Source organism: Pseudomonas sp. XK-1, assembly GCF_038069885.1.
Classification (GTDB): Bacteria; Pseudomonadota; Gammaproteobacteria; order Pseudomonadales; family Pseudomonadaceae; genus Aquipseudomonas.
On record NZ_JBBPES010000002.1, the window covers coordinates 487,740 to 507,407 of the forward strand.

At 60.0% G+C, this 19,668-nt stretch carries 14 protein-coding genes and 2 pseudogenes; 8 read left to right on the forward strand and 8 right to left on the reverse strand.

The window, feature by feature from the left end; translation table 11 throughout:
* Positions 1-40 precede the first annotated feature (40 nt).
* The 3 genes from WMW70_RS07865 to WMW70_RS07875 all read right to left on the reverse strand — a co-directional run bounded on the left by WMW70_RS07865 (position 41) and on the right by WMW70_RS07875 (position 3,408).
* The gene (locus WMW70_RS07865) at positions 41-619 is read right to left on the reverse strand and encodes a sigma-70 family RNA polymerase sigma factor (RefSeq protein ID WP_341436949.1); all 579 of its coding nucleotides are present in this window, start codon (positions 617-619) and stop codon (positions 41-43) included.
* Positions 620-1,070: 451 nt separating this feature from the next.
* Positions 1,071-2,675, reverse strand: a complete 1,605-nt coding sequence (locus WMW70_RS07870; protein ID WP_341436950.1) for an ATP-binding protein — start codon at positions 2,673-2,675, stop codon at positions 1,071-1,073.
* A 10-nt stretch (positions 2,676-2,685) separates the two neighbouring features.
* Positions 2,686-3,408, reverse strand: a complete 723-nt coding sequence (locus WMW70_RS07875; protein WP_341436951.1) for a response regulator — start codon at positions 3,406-3,408, stop codon at positions 2,686-2,688.
* Positions 3,409-4,125: 717 nt separating this feature from the next.
* Here WMW70_RS07875 and WMW70_RS07880 point away from each other — a divergent pair.
* The 5 genes and pseudogenes from WMW70_RS07880 to WMW70_RS07900 form a co-directional block, all read left to right on the forward strand.
* Positions 4,126-7,035: a ribonucleoside-diphosphate reductase subunit alpha gene (locus WMW70_RS07880; RefSeq protein ID WP_341436952.1), complete on the forward strand. Its 2,910-nt coding sequence runs from the start codon at positions 4,126-4,128 to the stop codon at positions 7,033-7,035.
* Between the two features lie 386 nt (positions 7,036-7,421).
* Positions 7,422-8,672 (forward strand): ribonucleotide-diphosphate reductase subunit beta, encoded by a 1,251-nt coding sequence (locus WMW70_RS07885; protein WP_341436953.1) that lies wholly within the window; start codon positions 7,422-7,424, stop codon positions 8,670-8,672.
* 105 nt (positions 8,673-8,777) lie between these two features.
* Positions 8,778-10,706 (forward strand): AAA family ATPase, encoded by a 1,929-nt coding sequence (locus tag WMW70_RS07890; protein ID WP_341436955.1) that lies wholly within the window; start codon positions 8,778-8,780, stop codon positions 10,704-10,706.
* Positions 10,707-11,378: 672 nt separating this feature from the next.
* Positions 11,379-11,816 (forward strand): annotated as a pseudogene (locus WMW70_RS07895) (phage infection protein); the annotation flags it as partial.
* 723 nt (positions 11,817-12,539) lie between these two features.
* Positions 12,540-12,799, forward strand: a pseudogene (locus tag WMW70_RS07900) (hypothetical protein); the annotation flags it as partial.
* Positions 12,800-12,910: 111 nt separating this feature from the next.
* Here the strand turns inward: WMW70_RS07900 and WMW70_RS07905 are convergent.
* The 3 genes from WMW70_RS07905 to WMW70_RS07915 all read right to left on the reverse strand — a co-directional run bounded on the left by WMW70_RS07905 (position 12,911) and on the right by WMW70_RS07915 (position 15,098).
* Complete coding sequence (locus WMW70_RS07905) at positions 12,911-13,132, reverse strand: osmotically-inducible lipoprotein B (RefSeq protein WP_341436956.1); 222 nt, start codon at positions 13,130-13,132, stop codon at positions 12,911-12,913.
* A 392-nt stretch (positions 13,133-13,524) separates the two neighbouring features.
* A complete protein-coding gene (locus WMW70_RS07910; RefSeq protein WP_341436957.1) occupies positions 13,525-14,268 on the reverse strand; it encodes a class I SAM-dependent DNA methyltransferase in 744 nt (247 codons plus the stop codon).
* A gap of 167 nt (positions 14,269-14,435) precedes the next feature.
* A complete protein-coding gene (locus WMW70_RS07915; RefSeq protein ID WP_341436958.1) occupies positions 14,436-15,098 on the reverse strand; it encodes a dioxygenase family protein in 663 nt (220 codons plus the stop codon).
* Between the two features lie 250 nt (positions 15,099-15,348).
* Here WMW70_RS07915 and WMW70_RS07920 point away from each other — a divergent pair, with 250 nt between their 5' ends.
* The gene (locus WMW70_RS07920; RefSeq protein WP_341436959.1) at positions 15,349-16,035 is read left to right on the forward strand and encodes a GNAT family N-acetyltransferase; all 687 of its coding nucleotides are present in this window, start codon (positions 15,349-15,351) and stop codon (positions 16,033-16,035) included.
* A 240-nt stretch (positions 16,036-16,275) separates the two neighbouring features.
* The gene (locus WMW70_RS07925) at positions 16,276-17,658 is read left to right on the forward strand and encodes a CSLREA domain-containing protein (protein WP_341436960.1); all 1,383 of its coding nucleotides are present in this window, start codon (positions 16,276-16,278) and stop codon (positions 17,656-17,658) included.
* A gap of 178 nt (positions 17,659-17,836) precedes the next feature.
* On the opposite strand, the gene WMW70_RS07930 is transcribed toward WMW70_RS07925, so the two are convergent.
* Positions 17,837-18,337: an MgtC/SapB family protein gene (locus tag WMW70_RS07930; protein ID WP_341436961.1), complete on the reverse strand. Its 501-nt coding sequence runs from the start codon at positions 18,335-18,337 to the stop codon at positions 17,837-17,839.
* Positions 18,338-18,655: 318 nt separating this feature from the next.
* Here WMW70_RS07930 and WMW70_RS07935 point away from each other — a divergent pair, with 318 nt between their 5' ends.
* A complete protein-coding gene (locus tag WMW70_RS07935; RefSeq protein ID WP_341436962.1) occupies positions 18,656-19,054 on the forward strand; it encodes an NUDIX hydrolase in 399 nt (132 codons plus the stop codon).
* On the opposite strand, the gene WMW70_RS07940 is transcribed toward WMW70_RS07935, so the two are convergent.
* A complete protein-coding gene (locus tag WMW70_RS07940) occupies positions 19,051-19,476 on the reverse strand; it encodes a GNAT family N-acetyltransferase (RefSeq protein WP_341436963.1) in 426 nt (141 codons plus the stop codon). The genes WMW70_RS07935 and WMW70_RS07940 overlap by 4 nt on opposite strands.
* Between the last annotated feature and the right edge of the window lie 192 nt (positions 19,477-19,668).

Here is a 19,668-nt window from a genome sequence, read left to right on the forward strand (position 1 = left end):
TCCTCGGCGGGCCGCGGCCCGACTGAGCGGAAGAAAAGGGTCATGCCGCCGCGTCGCCCAGGCGCACACGGCAGTGGTAGACGGCGTCGCGCACCATTAAATGCACCAGGGTCGGCGAGGCGCGCAGGTGGCTGGCCACCTCGCGCTGGCTGTAGCCCTCCACCTGGCTCATGGTGAAGGCGGTACGGGTGCGCACCGGCAGTTCGGCCAGGGCATGCTGCAGGTGCTGCCAGTGCAGCTCGCCGAGCACCACCCGCTCCGGCGACGGGGTGGCGGCCGGCACATCCGGCAGCCGCTCCTCATCCACCTGGTAGCGCCCCTCCAGGCCGAGCCGGCGCAGGCGGTCGATGGCCAGGTTGCGCACCACACGGAACAGGTATTTCAGGGCGTCGCGGATGGCCCGCGGGTCGCCATCCTCCCAGAGCTTGAGGAAGGCATCCTGGACCACGTCTTCGGCGCGGGCACGGCAACCGAGCATGCCCTGGGCAAAGTCGGTGAGTGCGCCACGATGGCGGTTGTAGAGCTGCTCCAGCTCGACCTGCAGGGTCGCTCGCGAGGCACCGGGCAAGCCCGTGGCAGCGGCCGGCGAAGTCGCGGAGCAGAAACAGAAAGCGCCCATTGCTAGCCTCCTTGGCTCACATCAGACGCATATCTTAATGATAATAATTATCAATACAACCCTTGAATCTCAGGGTTATTGGCCATCCCATCATTTGATCGGCGGGGAACCCGCCATTTTCCGCTTGTAGTTGAGGGGCCGGGGTTGCGCAGGGCGGGTTAGACGAATTGCGCGCTCGGCCGCAAAAGCTTCGCGGGCATGGGCTAGGTGCCCCCGCCACTCCTACAGGTACTGCGCCAAGCCGGGTAGGAGCGGGCTTGCCCGCGATAGCGATGGTCGGTACGCCGCTGCGCACGCGGGCTTGCGCGGTCTTACTTACATAGGACGAATTGCGCGCCGGCCACAAAAGATTCGCGGACAAGGCTAGGCACCCCCGCCGCTCCTACAGGTACAACACCGAACCGCGTAGGAGCGGGCTTGCCCGCGATAGTGATGGTCGCAGCGCCGCAGTCTATTCCTGCTTGCGCGGCCAGATCAGGGTGAAGCAGGCACCGCCGAGGCTGGCGCTGCGGCTGATCTGCGCGCGGCCGGCGTGCCAGTAGATGATTCGCCGCACGATCGACAGGCCCAGGCCATGGCCGCCGGAGGCGCGGGTGCGGCTGTCGTCCAGGCGCAGGAAGGGGGTAAAGATATGTTCCCAGGCATCTTCCGGCACCCCGGGGCCGTCGTCCTCGATATCCAGGCGGCAGCGCTGCTGGCCGACCTGATAACTGACCCGCACCCGCGTCTCGGCATGGCGCATGGCGTTGCTCACCAGGTTCTGCAGGGCGCGGTGCAGGTAGCGCAGCTCGGCCTCGACGCAGGCTCCGCTGCCATCCGGGGCATCGCGTGAAGGGCCGCGCTCGACCCGTACGCCGGGGCGCAGCGGGGCCAGTTCGTCGATCACCTGGTCGATCAGCTTGCCCAGGTCGACCTGCTGGAAGTTCAGCGCCGGCGCGCCCTGCTCCAGGCGTGCGTAGGTCAGCATCTCGTCGACCAGCTTGTCGAGGTCCTGGATATCGCTGTCCATGCCGTCCATATATTTGCGCCGCGCCGTTTCATTCTCGGCATCGCCGATCATCTCCAGGCCGAAGCGCAGGCGCGCCACTGGGGTGCGCAGCTCGTGGGACACGGCGCGAACCATCTCGCGCTGGATGCTCAGGGAGCGCTGCAGGTGCTCGGCCATGGCGTTGAAGGCCGCCGCCAGACGCCCCACCGAATCCGTGCCGCGGGTCGGCACGCGGGCATCCAGGCGGCCGCTGGCGATCCGCGTGGCGGCTCCTTCAAGGCCGCTCAAACGCTGTTCCAGGGGCCGCACCAGCAGGTAGACCATCAGCCCGATCAGGCTCAGGCCCAGGGCCCCGATCAGCACCAGCAGCTGCGGCGGATAGGGATTCATCTGGTACAGCGGGCCGATTTCCAGCACCCAGTCGGTATCGACGATGCCGGAGAACACATGGATGCTGTCGCCGCCGCGGCCCAGGGCCATCACCGTATCGCCCTCGTCCACCCGGCGGCGCTGGTCGGGGTCGAGGTCGGCCTGATCGAGGCGCACCAGGCGCAGGTCGAAGCCAAACTGCTTGGCCTGCTTCAGTTCGGCCAGCCGCCGTGGCTGCTCGTCCCAGGGGTAGCGCACCAGCTCGTCGATCAGCAGAAACGCCGTGGCCCGCGCCAGCTGTTCACTGACCTGCTGCACTTCACCGGTCAGCAGCAGCCCCTGCTTGTCGTCCAGCAGGCTGTAAACCCTGGCGGCATGGGGGCCAGTCTGCTGCACCACAACCTGGCCACGCTTGAGGCGGTTGCGCGCCCCGCCATCGAGCGTCACCTCGGCCACGGCCTGAATCTGCAAGGGGATGCCAAGCAGCCGCCCCCACACCGCCACCGCCCGCCGCCGCTCGACATCCACCATGGGCGCGAGGTTGTCTGCCATCAGGCGGAAGGTGCCCTGGGCCAGGCGCTCGCGGTATTGATCGGCGCGCACCTCGTTGAGCAGCTGCAGTGCGCCGACACCGAGCAGCGCCACCAGCACCAGCACGGCGAGCATGCCGCCGTAGATGCGCAGGAAGATCGAGTTCATGGCCGCGAAGTCATAGCAGCGCTTCAGCCGCTTCGGCGACAAACAGATAGCCTTTGCTGCGCACAGTCTTGATCAGCCGTGGATGCATGGGGTCATCGCCGATCTTCGGGCGGATGCGCGAGATGCGCACGTCGATGGAGCGGTCCTGGCCGTCGTACTCGATGCCGCGCAGGGCGTTGAAGATTTCCTCGCGGGAGAGGATGCGCCCGGCGTTGGCGGTCAGCAGCCAGAGCAGGTCGAATTCGGCGCTGGTCAGTTCGATGGCCTGCTCACCCAGCCAGGCCTCGCGCATGGCGCTGTCGATCACCAGCGGGCCGAACTGCAGCCGCCTACGCTCGGCCACTGCCGCCACCTCGCTGCCTTCGCGGCGGCGCAACAGCGCGCGGATACGCGCCAGCAACACCCGTGGGCGCACCGGCTTGCACACGTAATCATCCGCGCCCATCTCCAGGCCCAGCACCTGGTCCATGTCATCGGTGCGCGCGGTCAGCATCAGGATCGGCCCCTCGTACTGGCCACGCACCTTGCGGCAGATCGACAGGCCGTCTTCGCCCGGCAGCATCAGATCGAGAATCACCAGATCCGGCTGCTCCTGCAGAATCCGCGCGGCGGCCAGCGCGCCGTCCATCTCGATGGACACGTTGAGGCCATTGCTCTGCAGGTATTCACGGGTCAACTCGGCCAGGCGCTGGTCGTCTTCGACAATAAGAATGTGCCACGACTGCTGCTCCACAACGAACTCCCAGATAGCGCGGAAACGGTGGGCATTGTATCAACGCGCGGGGCACTGCATAGCGCATGCCATACTTCAACGAAAAACACTAGATGTAGTATCAAGCAGCACCGCGTAACACTTCTGTAAAAAACCCCGACAGGCCCCGCCAACGGCGACGAACGGCGCACCCCAGCAGTGACGGGGGCTGCGCAGGAAAGCGCGTCTTTCACCCACAATTCACCCACAACTTATCCACAGGTTGTTCTTGTTCGCTCGCCTTGCAATACCCCAGATAGCGCATTATCTTGTATCCCCATCGCGCAACACCCACCACATGTTGGGTTTAGCCTGGCCACCGGACACAAGAAGAATGACACGCAAACGGCCTGATCCCAGTCCTTCGCCGGTGGTTTAAAACCGTTGCTACAGCTCGCCTGCCCTACCCCGGCAGACAGGCTCAAGGGTCGCGCCAGACGCGCCCGAATATGGATTCCGGAGCCCCCGCCGATGCGAGGGCACCACTAGATGTAGTAGCCAGGGCGGTAAAACGCCCCAGCAAGTGTCTTTTTAGCCAGGAAGGCGTTTTAGTCGTCCCTTCCCTGCCCAGTTTGCAAGTCCCTGTACGCCCGGCCCCTGGCTGTGCGCATGGCGTTGTTGAAATGGAATGAACGACAGTTCGTCGCAGTGATCGACAGTAAAGCGTCCAACTAACAAATACAGAACATGGAGATTTTCATGCATACCGACACCTCCCGCGAGAACCCGCAGGCCCAGGCGCCGCAGGCCGCCGATGACAACCAGAGCCTGAGCGCCACCGCGCCGGGCCAGCTGCGTGTGATCAAGCGTAACGGCACCGTGGTGCCGTACACCGACGACAAGATCACCGTTGCCATCACCAAGGCCTTTCTCGCTGTAGAGGGCGGCACCGCTGCCGCCTCGTCGCGTATCCATGAAACCGTCGAGCGCCTGACCGAGCAGGTCACCGCCACCTTCAAGCGCCGCATGCCCTCCGGCGGCACCATCCATATCGAAGAAATCCAGGACCAGGTCGAACTGGCCCTGATGCGTTCCGGCGAGCAGAAAGTCGCCCGTGACTACGTGATCTACCGTGAGTCGCGCAGCCAGGAGCGCAAGCGCGGTGCCACCAGCGACATCGCCCAGCCGCACCCGAGCATTCGCGTCACCCACCTCGACGGCACCGTTGCGCCGCTGGACATGGGCCGCCTCAACACCATCGTCACCGAAGCCTGCGAAGGCCTGGCGGAAGTCGATGGCGCGCTGATCCAGAAAGAAACCCTGAAGAACCTCTACGACGGCGTAGCGCAGAGCGACGTCAGCACCGCCCTGGTGATGACCGCCCGTACCCTGGTTGAGCGTGAGCCGAACTACAGCTACGTCACCGCGCGCCTGCTGATGGACAACATCCGCGCCGAAGGCCTGGGCTTCCTCGGTGTCGCCACCAGCGCCACTCACCACGAGATGAGCGAGCTGTACGCCAAGGCCCTGCCGGCCTATATCGCCAAGGGTATCGAGTTCGAACTGCTGAACCCGGTGCTGGCCACCTTCGACCTGGAAAAACTCGGCCAGGCGATCAACCACGAGCGCGATCAGCAGTTCACCTACCTGGGCCTGCAGACCCTCTACGACCGCTACTTCATCCACAAGGACGGCACCCGCTTCGAACTGCCGCAGATCTTCTTTATGCGCGTGGCCATGGGCCTGGCCATCGAAGAGAAGCAGCGTGAAGAGCGCGCCATCGAGTTCTACAACCTGTTGTCGTCCTTCGACTACATGGCCTCGACGCCGACCCTGTTCAACGCCGGCACCCTGCGTCCGCAGCTGTCCAGCTGCTACCTGACCACCGTGCCGGATGACCTGTCGGGCATCTACAACGCCATCCACGACAACGCCATGCTGTCCAAGTTTGCTGGCGGTCTGGGCAACGACTGGACCCCGGTACGTGCTCTGGGCGCTTACATCAAAGGCACCAACGGCAAGAGCCAGGGCGTTGTGCCCTTCCTCAAAGTGGTCAACGACACCGCGGTAGCAGTCAACCAGGGCGGCAAGCGCAAGGGCGCGGTCTGCGCCTACCTGGAAACCTGGCACATGGACATCGAAGAGTTCATCGAGCTGCGCAAGAACACCGGTGACGACCGTCGCCGCACCCACGACATGAACACCGCGAACTGGATTCCCGACCTGTTCATGAAGCGCGTGTTCGACGACGGCCAGTGGACCCTGTTCAGCCCGTCCGAAGTGCCGGACCTGCACGACCTCACCGGCAAGGCCTTCGAAGAGCGCTACGAGTACTACGAAGCCCTGACCCAGTACGGCGGCAAGATCAAGCTGTTCAAGACCATTCAGGCCAAAGACCTGTGGCGCAAGATGCTCAGCATGCTGTTCGAAACCGGCCACCCATGGCTGACCTTCAAGGACCCATGCAACCTGCGCAGCCCGCAGCAGCACGTGGGCGTGGTCCACAGCTCGAACCTGTGCACCGAGATCACCCTGAACACCAACGCCGACGAAATCGCCGTGTGCAACCTGGGTTCCGTCAACCTGCCGAACCACATCGTCGACGGCAAGCTGGACACCGCCAAGCTGCAGAAGACCATCAAGGTCGCCGTGCGCATGCTCGATAACGTTATCGACATCAACTACTACTCGGTGCCGCAAGCGAAGAACTCCAACTTCAAGCACCGCCCGGTCGGCCTCGGCATCATGGGCTTCCAGGACGCGCTGTACCTGCAGCACATCCCCTACGGCTCCGATGCCGCAGTGGAATTCGCCGACAAGTCGATGGAAGCGGTCAGCTACTACGCCATCCAGGCCTCCTGTGACCTGGCCGACGAGCGCGGCAGCTACGAGACCTTCCAGGGTTCGCTGTGGAGCAAGGGCATCCTGCCACTCGACTCGCAGCAGATCCTGATCGAGCAGCGCGGCCAGAAGTACATCGACGTCGACCTCACCGAGTCCCTGGACTGGGCCCCGGTTCGTGCCCGTGTGCAGAAAGGCATCCGTAACTCCAACATCATGGCCATCGCACCGACCGCCACCATCGCCAACATCACCGGCGTATCGCAGTCGATCGAACCGACCTACCAGAACCTCTATGTGAAATCGAACCTCTCGGGCGAATTCACCGTGATCAACCCCTACCTGGTGCGTGACCTCAAGGCCCGCGGTCTGTGGGACTCGGTCATGATCAACGACCTCAAGTACTACGACGGTTCGGTGCAGCAGATCGAGCGCATCCCGCAAGAGCTGAAAGACCTCTACGCCACCGCGTTCGAAGTCGACACCAAGTGGATCGTCGATGCCGCCAGCCGTCGCCAGAAGTGGATCGACCAGGCGCAGTCGCTGAACCTCTACATCGCAGGTGCCAGCGGCAAGAAGCTCGACGTGACCTACCGCATGGCCTGGTACCGTGGCCTGAAAACCACCTACTACCTCCGTGCCCTGGCCGCGACCAGCACCGAGAAGTCCACCATCAACACCGGCAAGCTGAATGCCGTGTCCAGCGGTGGCAACGATGGCCTCAGCGCAGCACCGGCCAAGGCCCCGGAAGTGGAAATGAGCGCAGGCCCGGCTCCAGTACCAAAGGCCTGTGCCATCGATGAACCAGACTGCGAAGCCTGCCAGTAAGGTGTTCGGCAACGCGCGGATCTGAGCGGCATTCGCGGCGTTACCTGCCGGAGCGGCCCCCATCACGTACATGCGTACGCTCAGGGGCTCCACTCCAGCAGGTGCCTTGCGACTACTCGCTCAGCTTCACGCTCGAATGTCGAGCAAGAGCACAAGCAACACAGCTGTACCGGGAGAAGGGCTAAGCAACACCGCCCTCCCCCACTAATTACCAACCCCCGCCCTACCCGGCGTGGGCTTCGGGGCAACGGCCAGTCACTAGAGCCACCCCCGACCAGCGGTACCCGTTTTGCCCTTGCGCGCTGTACGCAACGGAACATAATTAGAAGTAACTGTATATCCATACAGGCCGGTCATTTCACCGGCCCGCAAGCAGGAGCCAAGCCATGCTGAGCTGGGATGAATTCGATAAGGAAGACGGCGCAGACGCAGTCGTTGCCAGCAACACCACCGCCCAAGTCGCGGACATGAACATCGACAAGCTCGACCAGGTCGGCGGTGCCGCCGCGGTCGAAGCCCGCGCCATCGCCGCCGATGACAGCGCCGCCGTGGCCCGAGCCAAGGCCGCACTGGACCAACTCGACATCGCCGAAGGCCTGGCCGAGCTGGAAGGTGCCTCCGCCCGCGTCGCGGTCGACGAAAAGCGCATGATCAACTGCCGCGCCGACCTCAACCAGCTCGTACCCTTCAAGTACGACTGGGCCTGGCAGAAGTATCTGGATGGTTGCGCCAACCACTGGATGCCCCAGGAAGTGAACATGAACGCGGACATCGCGTTGTGGAAAGGCACCGACGGTCTGACCGACGACGAGCGCCGCATCGTCATGCGCAACCTCGGCTTCTTCTCCACCGCCGACAGCCTGGTCGCCAACAACCTGGTGCTGGCCGTCTACCGCCTGATCACCAACCCCGAGTGCCGCCAGTACATCCTGCGCCAGGCCTTCGAAGAAGCGATCCACACCCACGCCTACCAGTACTGCATCGAATCGCTGGGCATGGATGAAGGCGCGATCTTCAACATGTACCACGAGATTCCATCGGTCGCGAAGAAAGCCGCCTGGGGCCTCAAATACACCCGCTCGATCTCCGACCCGACCTTCACCACCGGCACCGTCGAGACCGACAAAGAACTGCTGCGCAACCTGATCGCCTACTACTGCGTACTGGAAGGCATCTTCTTCTATTGCGGCTTCACCCAGATCCTCTCCATGGGCCGCCGCAACAAGATGACCGGCGTCGCCGAGCAGTTCCAGTACATCCTGCGCGACGAATCCATGCACCTGAACTTCGGCATCGACGTGATCAACCAGATCAAGATCGAAAACCCGCACCTGTGGGACGCCGCGATGAAGGACGAAGCAACCCAGATGATCCTGGAAGGCACCCAGCTGGAAATCGAATACGCCCGCGACACCATGCCCCGCGGCGTACTGGGTATGAACGCGGCGATGATGGAGGACTACCTCAAATTTATCGCCAACCGTCGCCTGACTCAGATTGGCTTGAAGGAAGAGTACCCAGGTACCTCCAACCCCTTCCCATGGATGAGCGAAATCATGGACCTGAAGAAGGAGAAGAACTTCTTCGAGACGCGGGTTATTGAGTATCAGACTGGTGGGGCGTTGAGCTGGGATTGATGGCTAGCTGATATCAGCGTAGATTGACCCTACACCTGCCATGGATGTTGGGGAATCGTTTAGAAAGCCCCGCCTAGTGCGGGGCTTTTACTTTAGGATATGAAAATGCTTGCGGGACTTTTCCTCCAAAACTATAAAAGCTATAGCAATATAAATTTTATTCCTTTTATCGAAGACCCCGAAAACAAACTAAACGTATTCATAGGACCGAATGGAGTTGGGAAATCAGCAGTCCTCGAAAGCCTAAACTGTCTAATGAATGGAATAAGCCCTAAAGAGTGGGAAACAACGGCCGGAAAAAAGAAAGACAGAACAAGTATTTGCCCTGTTTTCTTGATACCAAAACAGCAATTACCCAACAACGCAAAGATCGAAGCCCTATCAGAATGCTACTGGAACTTTGACTTCTCAAAATCCGGAAACAATGATTACACCAACAAATTCCTAAACTTTCGTGAGAAATTAGCAAAAACACAAACAAGGGAAAGCCACTACCTTATTGCGATTGGAAAAGACTATGAAGGGAACATACTACTCACTACTACATTCCACAAAATAATTCTCGATCAAACAAGAAGACACGGAACATCAAAACAGTTCGTAAATGACTTATTCAAAGAAATAGTAGACCTCTATAGCTACGTCTATATCCCAGTCGAAAACAAAGTAAGTGACATACTAAACCTACAGGCAAAAGAGATGCAGAGCCTGATGGACAAGAGCGTAATAGATGAAATCAGGGTTTTACTTGACAAAAAAGACTATCTATTTAACGAAGAAACAAAATACAAAAGCCTCTTAGACATTATCAACACAGAACTAGACACATACATACAAGGGATAAATTCAAAATTACGAGATGGCTATGAGTTTCTAGCAAGAGGCACTTACAAAAAAACGATAAAGTCCAACGACATAATAGAGACCATATTTAAAGAATTCTTCCACATTCGCCCATTAACCAAAGATGGGAAACATATTAAAAGCCTCAGCTCTGGCCAGCAGCGCCTAGCTTTAATTGACGTAGCAACCACCCTTCTTTCTACAGAAAACAAAAAAAACAAAAATGTCATTCTAGCCATCGACGAACCTGAAAACTCTCTTGAACCGGCAAATTGCTTCGAACAATTTACACGACTAATAAGAATATCTACAGACTTTAAAAGACAACTACTCATAACCACGCACTGGTACGGCTTACTTTTAAAGCCAACAAAAGGCCTACTGAGCTTCATTGAAGACACCCCAAACAAAGCACCTGAGCACAAAGTATTCCCCTTGAGCAACCTCTACGATCAGCGTAGATCTTTCCCTGACTCAATTGAAATGAAAAGTTATTTTGATTTAATGAGCTCCATGCTGTCACTTCTAAAGAAAACAGACTATACATGGATAATATGCGAAGGAACCGAAGACGCCAAATATATTCAGTCACACATAAAAAAATCAAACGACAAGATAATAATATTACCTTTTAACGGGTCCGGAAACGTAAAAAAACTTTACGAATTCCTAAAAGTCCCATTCTCTGACGACAAAGAAAACTCGAATATAAACGGTAAAATAATCTGCCTTGTCGACACCGACGAAAAATCAGTGATGACAATAAAAGACTACAGCACAAGCCACACCAAGAAAAAACTCTTATTTTTCAGACTGAGCCTTGACCGAGATACAGACAACTCCAGCTTGATTTCTGTGGCCAATCCAAATGGCGTAAATACCGTAATAGAAGATGTTATAGACGCAGAAATACTATGGCAAGCCTTGAACAACATCAGCGACAATGACGCCAAGCTGAAACATTTCCTAGAGCACTACGACCAGAATACAAAAAAGACTCATCCAGACATAAGCAGAAAACTATCCTTCCTTAACAAAAAGAACAAAGAAAGCTACGAGTTACTTGACGATTTCAAAGACTACCTCTTTACAACAGAAATGAAGTCAATAATTTGTGATGAATACTGTCGAATCAACAACAACCCTAAAAACCTCACTTGGATGAGCGAGTTAATTTCACACATAGATTAATTAACAAAAAGGGTAACAAAAAGGGGACTAACAAAAAGGGGACAGATTTATTTTCTACGTCGCCCTCTTCTACTGGTTTCGGCTTTACGGCGAGTTACTTTCTCTTTACTCGCTACGCTCGCCCTTCGGGCCAGCCTTCGGCTGTTACTCCGCTTCGCTGCGTTTCCTCGCTCCGGTGCTGTTCCGAGGGTCGTCACGAAGGGCCATCCCTGGCCTAGGCGGCCCCACCCATAGTTCCTCGTTTGGCATCCATGCCAAACGCCCCTCTCCACAGCACCTCCACTACTCGCTGCGCTCGCCCTTCGGGCCAGCCTGCGGCTGTTACTCCGCTTCGCTGCGTTTCGGCCTCCTGACGGGATTCGGGGACCGCGTTGTTTGAGGGATTTGTGGAAGCCAGAGCGAAAAGCAAAAGCATCGCGGCCAAGGCCGCTCCTACAGGATTGCGGCAGATTCGTAGGATGGGGCGGGCCGCGTAGGTTGAGCGCAGCGATACCCATCACAAAGCTGCGTGCCGGCGGCCGTTGGCGAGGCTGGACTATCACGCCGACGCTAGACGCCCGAGATAAACCATTATCGGCATCGATGTTTACCATCAGCTCAATGAAGTTCTCTTAAAAAACCTCGGGCGTACCATCTGCTCCATCAACCAATAACACCCCGGAGCACACCATCATGAAACGCCAACTCATCCTCAGCTTTGCTTTCTCTGTACTGGCAGCCAACGTTTTTGCTGCTTCCTCTGCTCAACCAGTGGTCGCTGAAGGTGGCTCTGACCGCCTGATCGAAAACCGCGTCGCCGAGGGTGGCTCTGACCGTCTGATCGAAAGCCGCGTCGCCGAAGGTGGTTCTGACCGTCTGATCGAAAACCGCGTTGCCGAAGGTGGTTCTGACCGCCTGATCCAAAACCGCGTCGCCGAAGGTGGTTCTGACCGCCTGATCGACAACCGCGTCGCCGAAGGTGGTTCTGACCGACTGATCGAAAACCGCGTTGCCGAAGGTGGTTCTGACCGCCTGATCGAGAATCGCGTTGCCGAAGGTGGCTCTGACCGCCTGATCGAGAATCGCGTCGCCGAAGGTGGCTCTGACCGCCTGATCGAAAACCGCGTTGCCGAAGGTGGTTCTGACCGCCTGATCGAAAACCGCGTCGCCGAAGGTGGCTCTGACCGTCTGATCGAAAACCGCGTCGCCGAAGGTGGTTCTGACCGTCTGATCGAAAACCGCGTTGCCGAAGGTGGCTCTGACCGTCTGATCGAAAACCGCGTTGCCGAAGGTGGTTCTGACCGCCTGATCGAAAACCGCGTTGCCTAAGGTAGCTCCGACTGTCTGATCGAGAACCCCGCATGACTACATCGGAACTGCTGCCAGAAAGAAAGCCGGCCAATCAGCCGGCTTTTTTTCGCGTGCGCGATTTGACTGTCCCCACGCGCCGAAAAACAATCGGGGGCACGATTTCCGTTAACCACTATTACGGGTTTCGCCCTTACGGCGAGTTACTTTCTCTTTACTCGCCACGCTCGCCCTTCGGCTGTTACTCCGCTTCGCTGCGTTTCAGCCTCCTGACGGGATTCGGGGACCGCGTTGTTTGGCTGATTTGTGGAAGGCAGAGCAACGGCAGAAGCATCGCGGGCAAGCCCGCTCCTACAGGGGTTGCGGACATTCATAGGATGGGGCGGGCCGCGTAGGTGGAGCGCTGCGATACTCATCAAGCCTGTAATCGACCGCATGGGTATCGCGCTGCTCAACCCATCCTACGCAGCGCTGGTTTGCGTCAACAATCTCGCAGACGACGCCAAAGGCCCCATCAGGAGGCCAAGCGGAATCGTTGTGTAAGAGATAAACCATCTGGAGCCAAGCCTGATCACGCCCTCGGCTTTATCGGCATTAGCCGGGTGCACCAGATTGCCATCGAGGGCCAGGAAGTGGGCGGTGAGCTGCTGACCGAGTCGGTGGCTCAGGCCCTGAGCCAGGTCGATGTCCTGGTGGTGAAGCTGCAGCGGGCGCTGCAGGTAAACCGAACGCAGAACCGGCCTGAAACCAAACGCCTGCGCCAGGGCGGCGGCAAGGGTGGACAATGCGAAGTCTGTCCACCTTGATGGCCACAAGCGCTACGAAAGGCAGAGCGCAACGGGTAAATCGCAACCAAGAACAAAAACAGGCGACGAATTCACCCGGAAAGCTTCGCAGTCCTCACGCGGCTCGGCCTATTAGTTTTTCTTGTCGTCCTTGCCAACTTCGTGACCAATCACCCCGCCCACGGCGGCACCGACGCCAGTGCACAGCACGCCGCCGCATAACAGGTGACCGGCGGCACCGCCGATTACTGCGCCGCCAGCGGTTGTCTTGTCCTGATGGGACATATTCGAGCAGCCGCTCAGCCCCAGGGTGGAGAGCAGGATGCCGGTATACAGCAGTTTGGGAATACTCATAAGATTGACTCCAATGCGACGCCTTATGGAATGCTCTGGCGTTTTGCCCGATTCCACAGAGGACGACACTCCACTGTCTGTTCGCGGCGAGTGGGCGTCTGTGCGCTAGCACACTTAGCGGGCGTCACCGGGGCATATTTTTCTCCGCTGCCCGCTTCTACTGGTTTCGCCGCAAGGGCAAAGCGCAGCGCAGTCATAGCCCCGGAAACCCCTCAAGTGCATCAGCGGCGTCAAACCGCCAACCTGACATGTGGCCTTAGCCTCCGCATGGATATCGCCACGGTCCACCGGCGCGACCTGCGCGGCGCGGCCCCTCCCACAACCAGCAGGGCAGCCTGGGTATGCGCATCGCAGGGTCAACACGAGCGGCCCCCGCGCTGTTGATCAACCCGCTAGATCTTTACGCAGGCAAACAGCGCATTCCCGGAAGCGCCATCCCAGGGGAGGATCTTCTGGTAATCATGCTCAAGCACATGCACGTCAAAGTACGGCTGCAACAGCGCCTGTAGCTCAACAAAGCCCACGGCAACCATGGGATGTTCGTCGTGCCATAGCTGGGTTTCAGCGGCGGTCGTCTTTTCGATACTGAGTTTCAGCGATTGCTGCTCGCCCTCGCCGCTGTAGTGCCAGCCGGAGCTGAAGGTGAACAGGCTTTCGGCATGCGTGGCGGTATGGGATGCAAACAGGCGGTTGTCGATTTTGCCCTTGTCGACCACGTTAAAGCAGAACAGGCCATTGGCATCGAGTGCCGCATGCACGCTGGCGATGCAGGCTTGCAGCCGCTCGATTGCGCCGCTGTAGTGGATGGAATAGAGAAAGCAGGTGATCAGGTCCTGCGGCTCATGCACCGTGAAGCTGCACATGTCCTGCACGGAGAAGTGCGCCTGCGGGCAGCGCATGGCGGCCTTGTCCAGCATGGGCTGGTTGATATCCAGGCCGCTGCTGGTATAGCCGGCATCGATGAAATGGCGCACATGGGGCCCGGTGCCACAGGCCAGATCGAGGTGGCGGATGCCGGCGTTGCCGAACAGCTGCTGCAACCGGTGGATGCAGTGGCTTTGCGCCTGATAGTCGATATCGGCGCACATCAGGTCGTAATAACCGGACAGGTCGGTGTAGAGGGCATTGCCGGGCATGATGACCTGCGGGGTTAACCGGAGCGCTGGAGGGCGCGCATCATAGCCCAACCCGGACACGGGAAGCATGGATGCAGCGAGTGCCCCGGTTTTTCACGGCTTGGCTGGCCACGGGGTAGCGCCCGACCCCACAGATTGCCCGCACCGCCCGCTATCGCTCAGCGTCTCTAGCTAGACCCTCGGCCCAGGACGATATCGAAGGCACCGCGCCGCCCCTCGCCATCCGCTTCCAGGGCGATGACGTTGTCCGGGTGCGCGCTGGCCCAGGGGTCCTTGGCGATGTAGGGGTCGCCTTCGAAATACAGCTGCAGGGTCACCGGCACGTGCAGCGACTCCATCACCCGGAAGTGGATATGCGCCGGCCGGGTAATCCCGGCGTACTGCTCAAGCCCCGGCAGGTTAGGCGGCACCGGGTAGCGCCCGGGCATGACCGTCTCGATGCGGTAACGCCCCTGGGCGTCGGTGTAGAGCATGCCGCGCAGGTGGAAGTTGCCCTTGTCGGTAAAGTTGCCGGGGGTCTGGGTGTCGTACAGGCCCGCGCCGTTGGCCTGCCAGACCTCGACCAGGGCATTGGGGATGGGCGTGCGACAGTCGGCGCTGAACACGCTGCCGCTCACCACCAGGCGCTCGCCCGGCTCATCCGGCCCCGCCAGTTTGCTCAGAAAGGGCGCACCGAAGCGGTAGTAGGGACCGAGAATGTCGCCGACGCTCGTTCGGCAGCCCTGCCCCGCCAGCACCGGGCCGGCCAGCAGGCCGCCGCCGAGAATGAAACCACCATAAAGAAAATGACGCCGAGAAAGGCCCGCGCCTGCCTGTTGCTGCTTGTCCACCTCAGCCTCCCGGCCACAGCCTTGAAAGCACGCCCCCTGCCTTGCGCAGAAGACCCGCGTGTACCGCACCAGTATAGAAGCCCCTGCCCCGTTCGGTGGGGCGTCGGCCAAGAAGCTGCCCCGCACGGGGCACACCGGTGCCGCCGGCCAAGCGGTGCCACGAAGCCTGTGGGCACGCGTCGAGCAGACGGGCGTTACAATGCCGCCAAAGCTGCCTCGCCAATGCGGCCGCCACGGAGCCAGATTACCGATGTTCACCCTAGTTCACCTGGACACCCCACCACCGGAGGCGCTGAAAAGCCAGGTCCTGCAGATGGTGGTGGACTACTTCAGCGACATCAGCCCGGTGTCGCTGACGCCCAGCAATCCGCTCTACCAGCTGTACCAGTACGTGATCGGCTACGAGGTGCACCTGTACCTGCAGGCCATGGACAGTGCCCTGGAGACCCGCGCGCGGGTGATCCTGGCCCTGGATGATCAGGACCCTTCGCAGGTGCTGGGCTTCGCCCTTTACCTGCCGGTCAAGGACGATCCCGCGGCCTGTACCCTGGCGTATATGGCGGTGCAGGCCAGCCAGCGTCGCCACGGCATTGCCCGCGCCATGCTGCAACAGATGATCAGCCGCCGCCCGCACGCCGAGCTGGCCTGCGTGGCGAGCAAGGTCGCGACCTTCGAGGCCATGGGCTTTAAGGTGCTGAGGGCGCTGGGCCCGCAGGTGCTGATGAGCACCCAGGACCATAGCGCGGACGGCATGCTGGCCGTGCAAGACCTGGCACCGATCTTCGAGTCCAAGGAAGTCCGGCAGATCCATGCCTACCTGGTAAAACAGCACGGCAAACGGGCCATGAGCGATGCGAAGAAACAGCGCGATCGCCTACTCGACCAGATGACCCAGCAGGCGCAGGCTCTGGTGCGCGAGCGGCTTATCGTGCATTGAGGTAACCCCAGCATGGCTGAGTAATTTTCCATGAGGTGAACATCCACCCTGCTCCGCCCTTTGCTTCCTTCCGTCCGCAATTCTGCCGGATGACTGAACTCCCCACACCGCCGCGGACTCCACACCTGAGGCGGCTTACATAGCCGCCACCTCCTTGAGCAAAGGTGCCCCGCGCTTTGCCGCCGCTAGCGAGCCGCACAAGTACCCAAGCCCGTTGTTTGTCACTTACAAGGACTCACCATGACACTTGCCCTCAACGGCCGGATAACGCTGCTGTGCGGCCTGCTGACGACTAGCGGCGCGTTCGCCGGCGAGCCGTTGCAGGTCACCCTCAGCGCCGATGAATACGACGGCATCTGCGATGCCCATTGCTCCCTGCGCGATGCGATAACGGCGGCCAACCAGGCCGGCGGCGCGCAGCATATCCGCCTGGCACCCGGCGACTATGTGCTCAGCCAGCCAAGCCTGCCGGATGCCAACGGCTTCGCTGGCGATGAGGACGACAATCTCGATGGTGACTTCGATGTGCTGGGCGAGCTGACCATTCAGGGCAGCGGCGAGGAGCAGACGCGGATTATCAGCCAGATCGAGAGCCGCCTGTTCGAGGTGCGCCCCGGCGCGCGCCTGTCATTGCTGCGCCTGAGCCTGGAAAACGGCCGCTCGGCACGCAACGGCGGCGCGCTGGAAAATCATGCCGAGCTGCTGTTGCGCCAGGTGCGGCTGCTCAACAACCAGGTCAGCACCCCGCACTCGATAGCCAGCCCAGCACCGCTTGCCGAAGCATTCGACTGGGGCCAGGGCGGGGCTCTGGCCAACTACGGCAACGCGCAGATTTATGCCTCGACGTTCCAGCGCAGCAAGGCGATGGGGCTGTATTACGGCAACAACTTCGGCCGTGGCGGGGCCATCTTCAATACCGGCGTGCTGCTGGTGCGCGACAGCCACTTCGACCGTAACAGCGTCGATGACCAGGCCGACCGCGGGCATGGCGGCGCACTCTACAACCTGGGCACGGCCGATATCGCGCGCAGCCTGTTCACCGTCAATCAGCACGCGGAAATGGGCGGCGGCGGGGCCATCTTCAATACCGGGACGGGGCTGCTGAAACTGAGCAACAGCACCCTGAGCAATAACTGGAGCACCCTCTACAACGGCTATGTGGAATCCCCCAGCGAGGCGGTACCGAGCGCCACGCTGATCAACGTCAGCATCGCCGCCTCCAGTGGCCCGGCCCTGGTGAACCGAGGCGAGGTGTTGATCCGCAACAGTCTGATGGTCGGCAACTACGACCCGTATGAGAGCGATCAGGCCGCCGACTGCATCACCTACGGGCCCGTCTCAAGCTATCGCGCGGTCGGTTTGCTGACCAGTTCGCCAACCAGTACCTGCACGGCGGACCGCCACGAAACCGCCGAGCGGGTGTTCAGTCACTTGCTCGAACCACTGGCGGACAACGGCGGCCTGACCCAGACCCTGGCCTTGCGCCCCGGCAGCATGGCCCTGGATGCCGGACTCGGCTCCTGCAGCGGCCACGACCAGCGCCGCCAGCCACGCCCCCTCGACGGCACTGGCGATGGCGTCGCGGTGTGCGACCTTGGTGCCTATGAGCGGACGCAGCCTTAGCAGGCCGTTGAAAAACTACCTGCGTTGGCAATACTGCGTTAAAAACGGCCTCGGAATGCTCATTTACAGCCAGTAAACTCCGCTTCCTCGGCCGTTTTTGCCTTGTCTTGCCTGCCTCGCCTACGTTTTTTTCAACGGCCTGCTAGGCGGCTGCGGCTGTCAGTTGAGTGGGGGCAGCCTATTCCGGCTTGCCCTCCTTGCCGTTGGGCTTGGGGTCCAGAAACAGCGGCACGACATGCAGGATCAGCAGCGCCATCAGGGTGCCGAGCACCGCGGTCGCTTCATGGCCCAGCCCCACGGCCACGCCTACGGCCGCAGTGGCCCATAAGCCGGCGGCGGTGGTCAGGCCCTGCACATCGGCAATGTGCTCGCCCTTGAGGATGGTGCCGGCGCAGAGAAAGCCGATACCGGCGACGACGCCCTGAATGACCCGGCTCATGGCATCGTGATCCGCGCCTTCGATCTCCAGCAACATGACGAAGACACTGGCCCCCAGGCACACCAGCATATGCGTACGCACCCCCGCGGCCTTGCCCTTTACCTCACGCTCATAGCCCAGCAAGCCGCCCAGCACTATGGCCAGGACAAGGCGCAGGGTGGCGCGGGTCAGGTCCTCCACCTGGCCGAGATCGGAAAACTCGGCCTGCAGGGTTGTCAGAATACGGTCGGCGAAATTCATCTACCTCTCCTGCGTTGGGCGCATTAACCTCTGAGTCCGCCGTGACGCAATAGGTTCGACTTATCCCGTGAGGCCGGGCCGTTCACGCAGAACCTGGAAACGATTAAGCAATCTTGAGGCAAACCAATAGCGCTTTTGTGCAGGCACCCTGCCACGGGGTGTTCGTCGTGCCACCGCTGGGCTTTAGCGACAGTCGGCCGAGCCTCGGCGATTGCTGCTTGCCCTCGCCGCCGTGATAAATGGGATAGAGCAAGCCAGTAATCAGCGAATCAAATGCAGCACTGCACACAGAGCCACATCAACCCAAGCGAAAAAGCCATGACCACGCTGACCATTTCCGCCGCCTGCCTGATTGACGACGCCGGCCGCCTGCTGCTGGTGCGCAAACGCAACACCCAGGCCTTTATGCTGCCCGGCGGCAAAGCCGAGCCCGGTGAAAACGCCATCACCGCCCTGACCCGCGAACTGCAGGAAGAACTCAACCTCAGCCTGCCAGCCGCCGCGCTACAACCACTCGGCCAGTTCCGCGCCGCTGCCGCCAATGAGGCCGACACCTGGATCGACGCCAGCGTCTTCCAGGCCCACCTGCCCCACAGCGTCAGCGCCGCCGCCGAGCTGGAAGAACTGCGCTGGCTCGCCCCCGGCGACGCACTGCCGGAGGCACTGGCACCGCTGCTTCGCGAGCATGTGCTGCCGCTGCTGTGGCCAATGGCTTAGGTCAGGCGTTTCTGGAAAAACAGGCGCTGATGCTCTGGAGGGAAATCTTCGAGGTGACCGAATTCAGTGAAGCCATGCCGTTGGTAAAACCCGGGGGCCTGGAAATCAAAGGTATCAAGCCAGATCCCGACACAGCCTTTCTCACGCGCAACCTCTTCGGCCATGGCCATCAGGCGTGACCCCGTGCCTTGTCCCCTTGCCTGCTCAGGTATGGCCAGCAACTCGATAAATAGCCAACGATAAAAAATCTCGCCATACAGGCCGCCAATAATTTCGTTGCTATGCTCATCACGCACGAGCAGCGCGATGGCTTCTGGTTTGGAATCACCCGCCTGAGCAACGTTATAAGCCCGCAAAGGCCGAAGGATAGCTGCGCGCGCATCCTCGCCTGGGTTGATCGTCAATTCGATACGAGTACTCATTCGCTGGTCCTGTGGATATTTACACCGATATGGAGATCCGTCGCCGCAGTGTCACACCTGCGCGTTGAAGCATTCTTGCCACGTATTACTGCAGCAAATAATTTTGCAGCAGTTATGCACTATCCGGGGTCTGGTAATACATCGGGCTCAGCCTCGAGTGGCATTACTCCGAGAGGAGACATCCGGAAAACT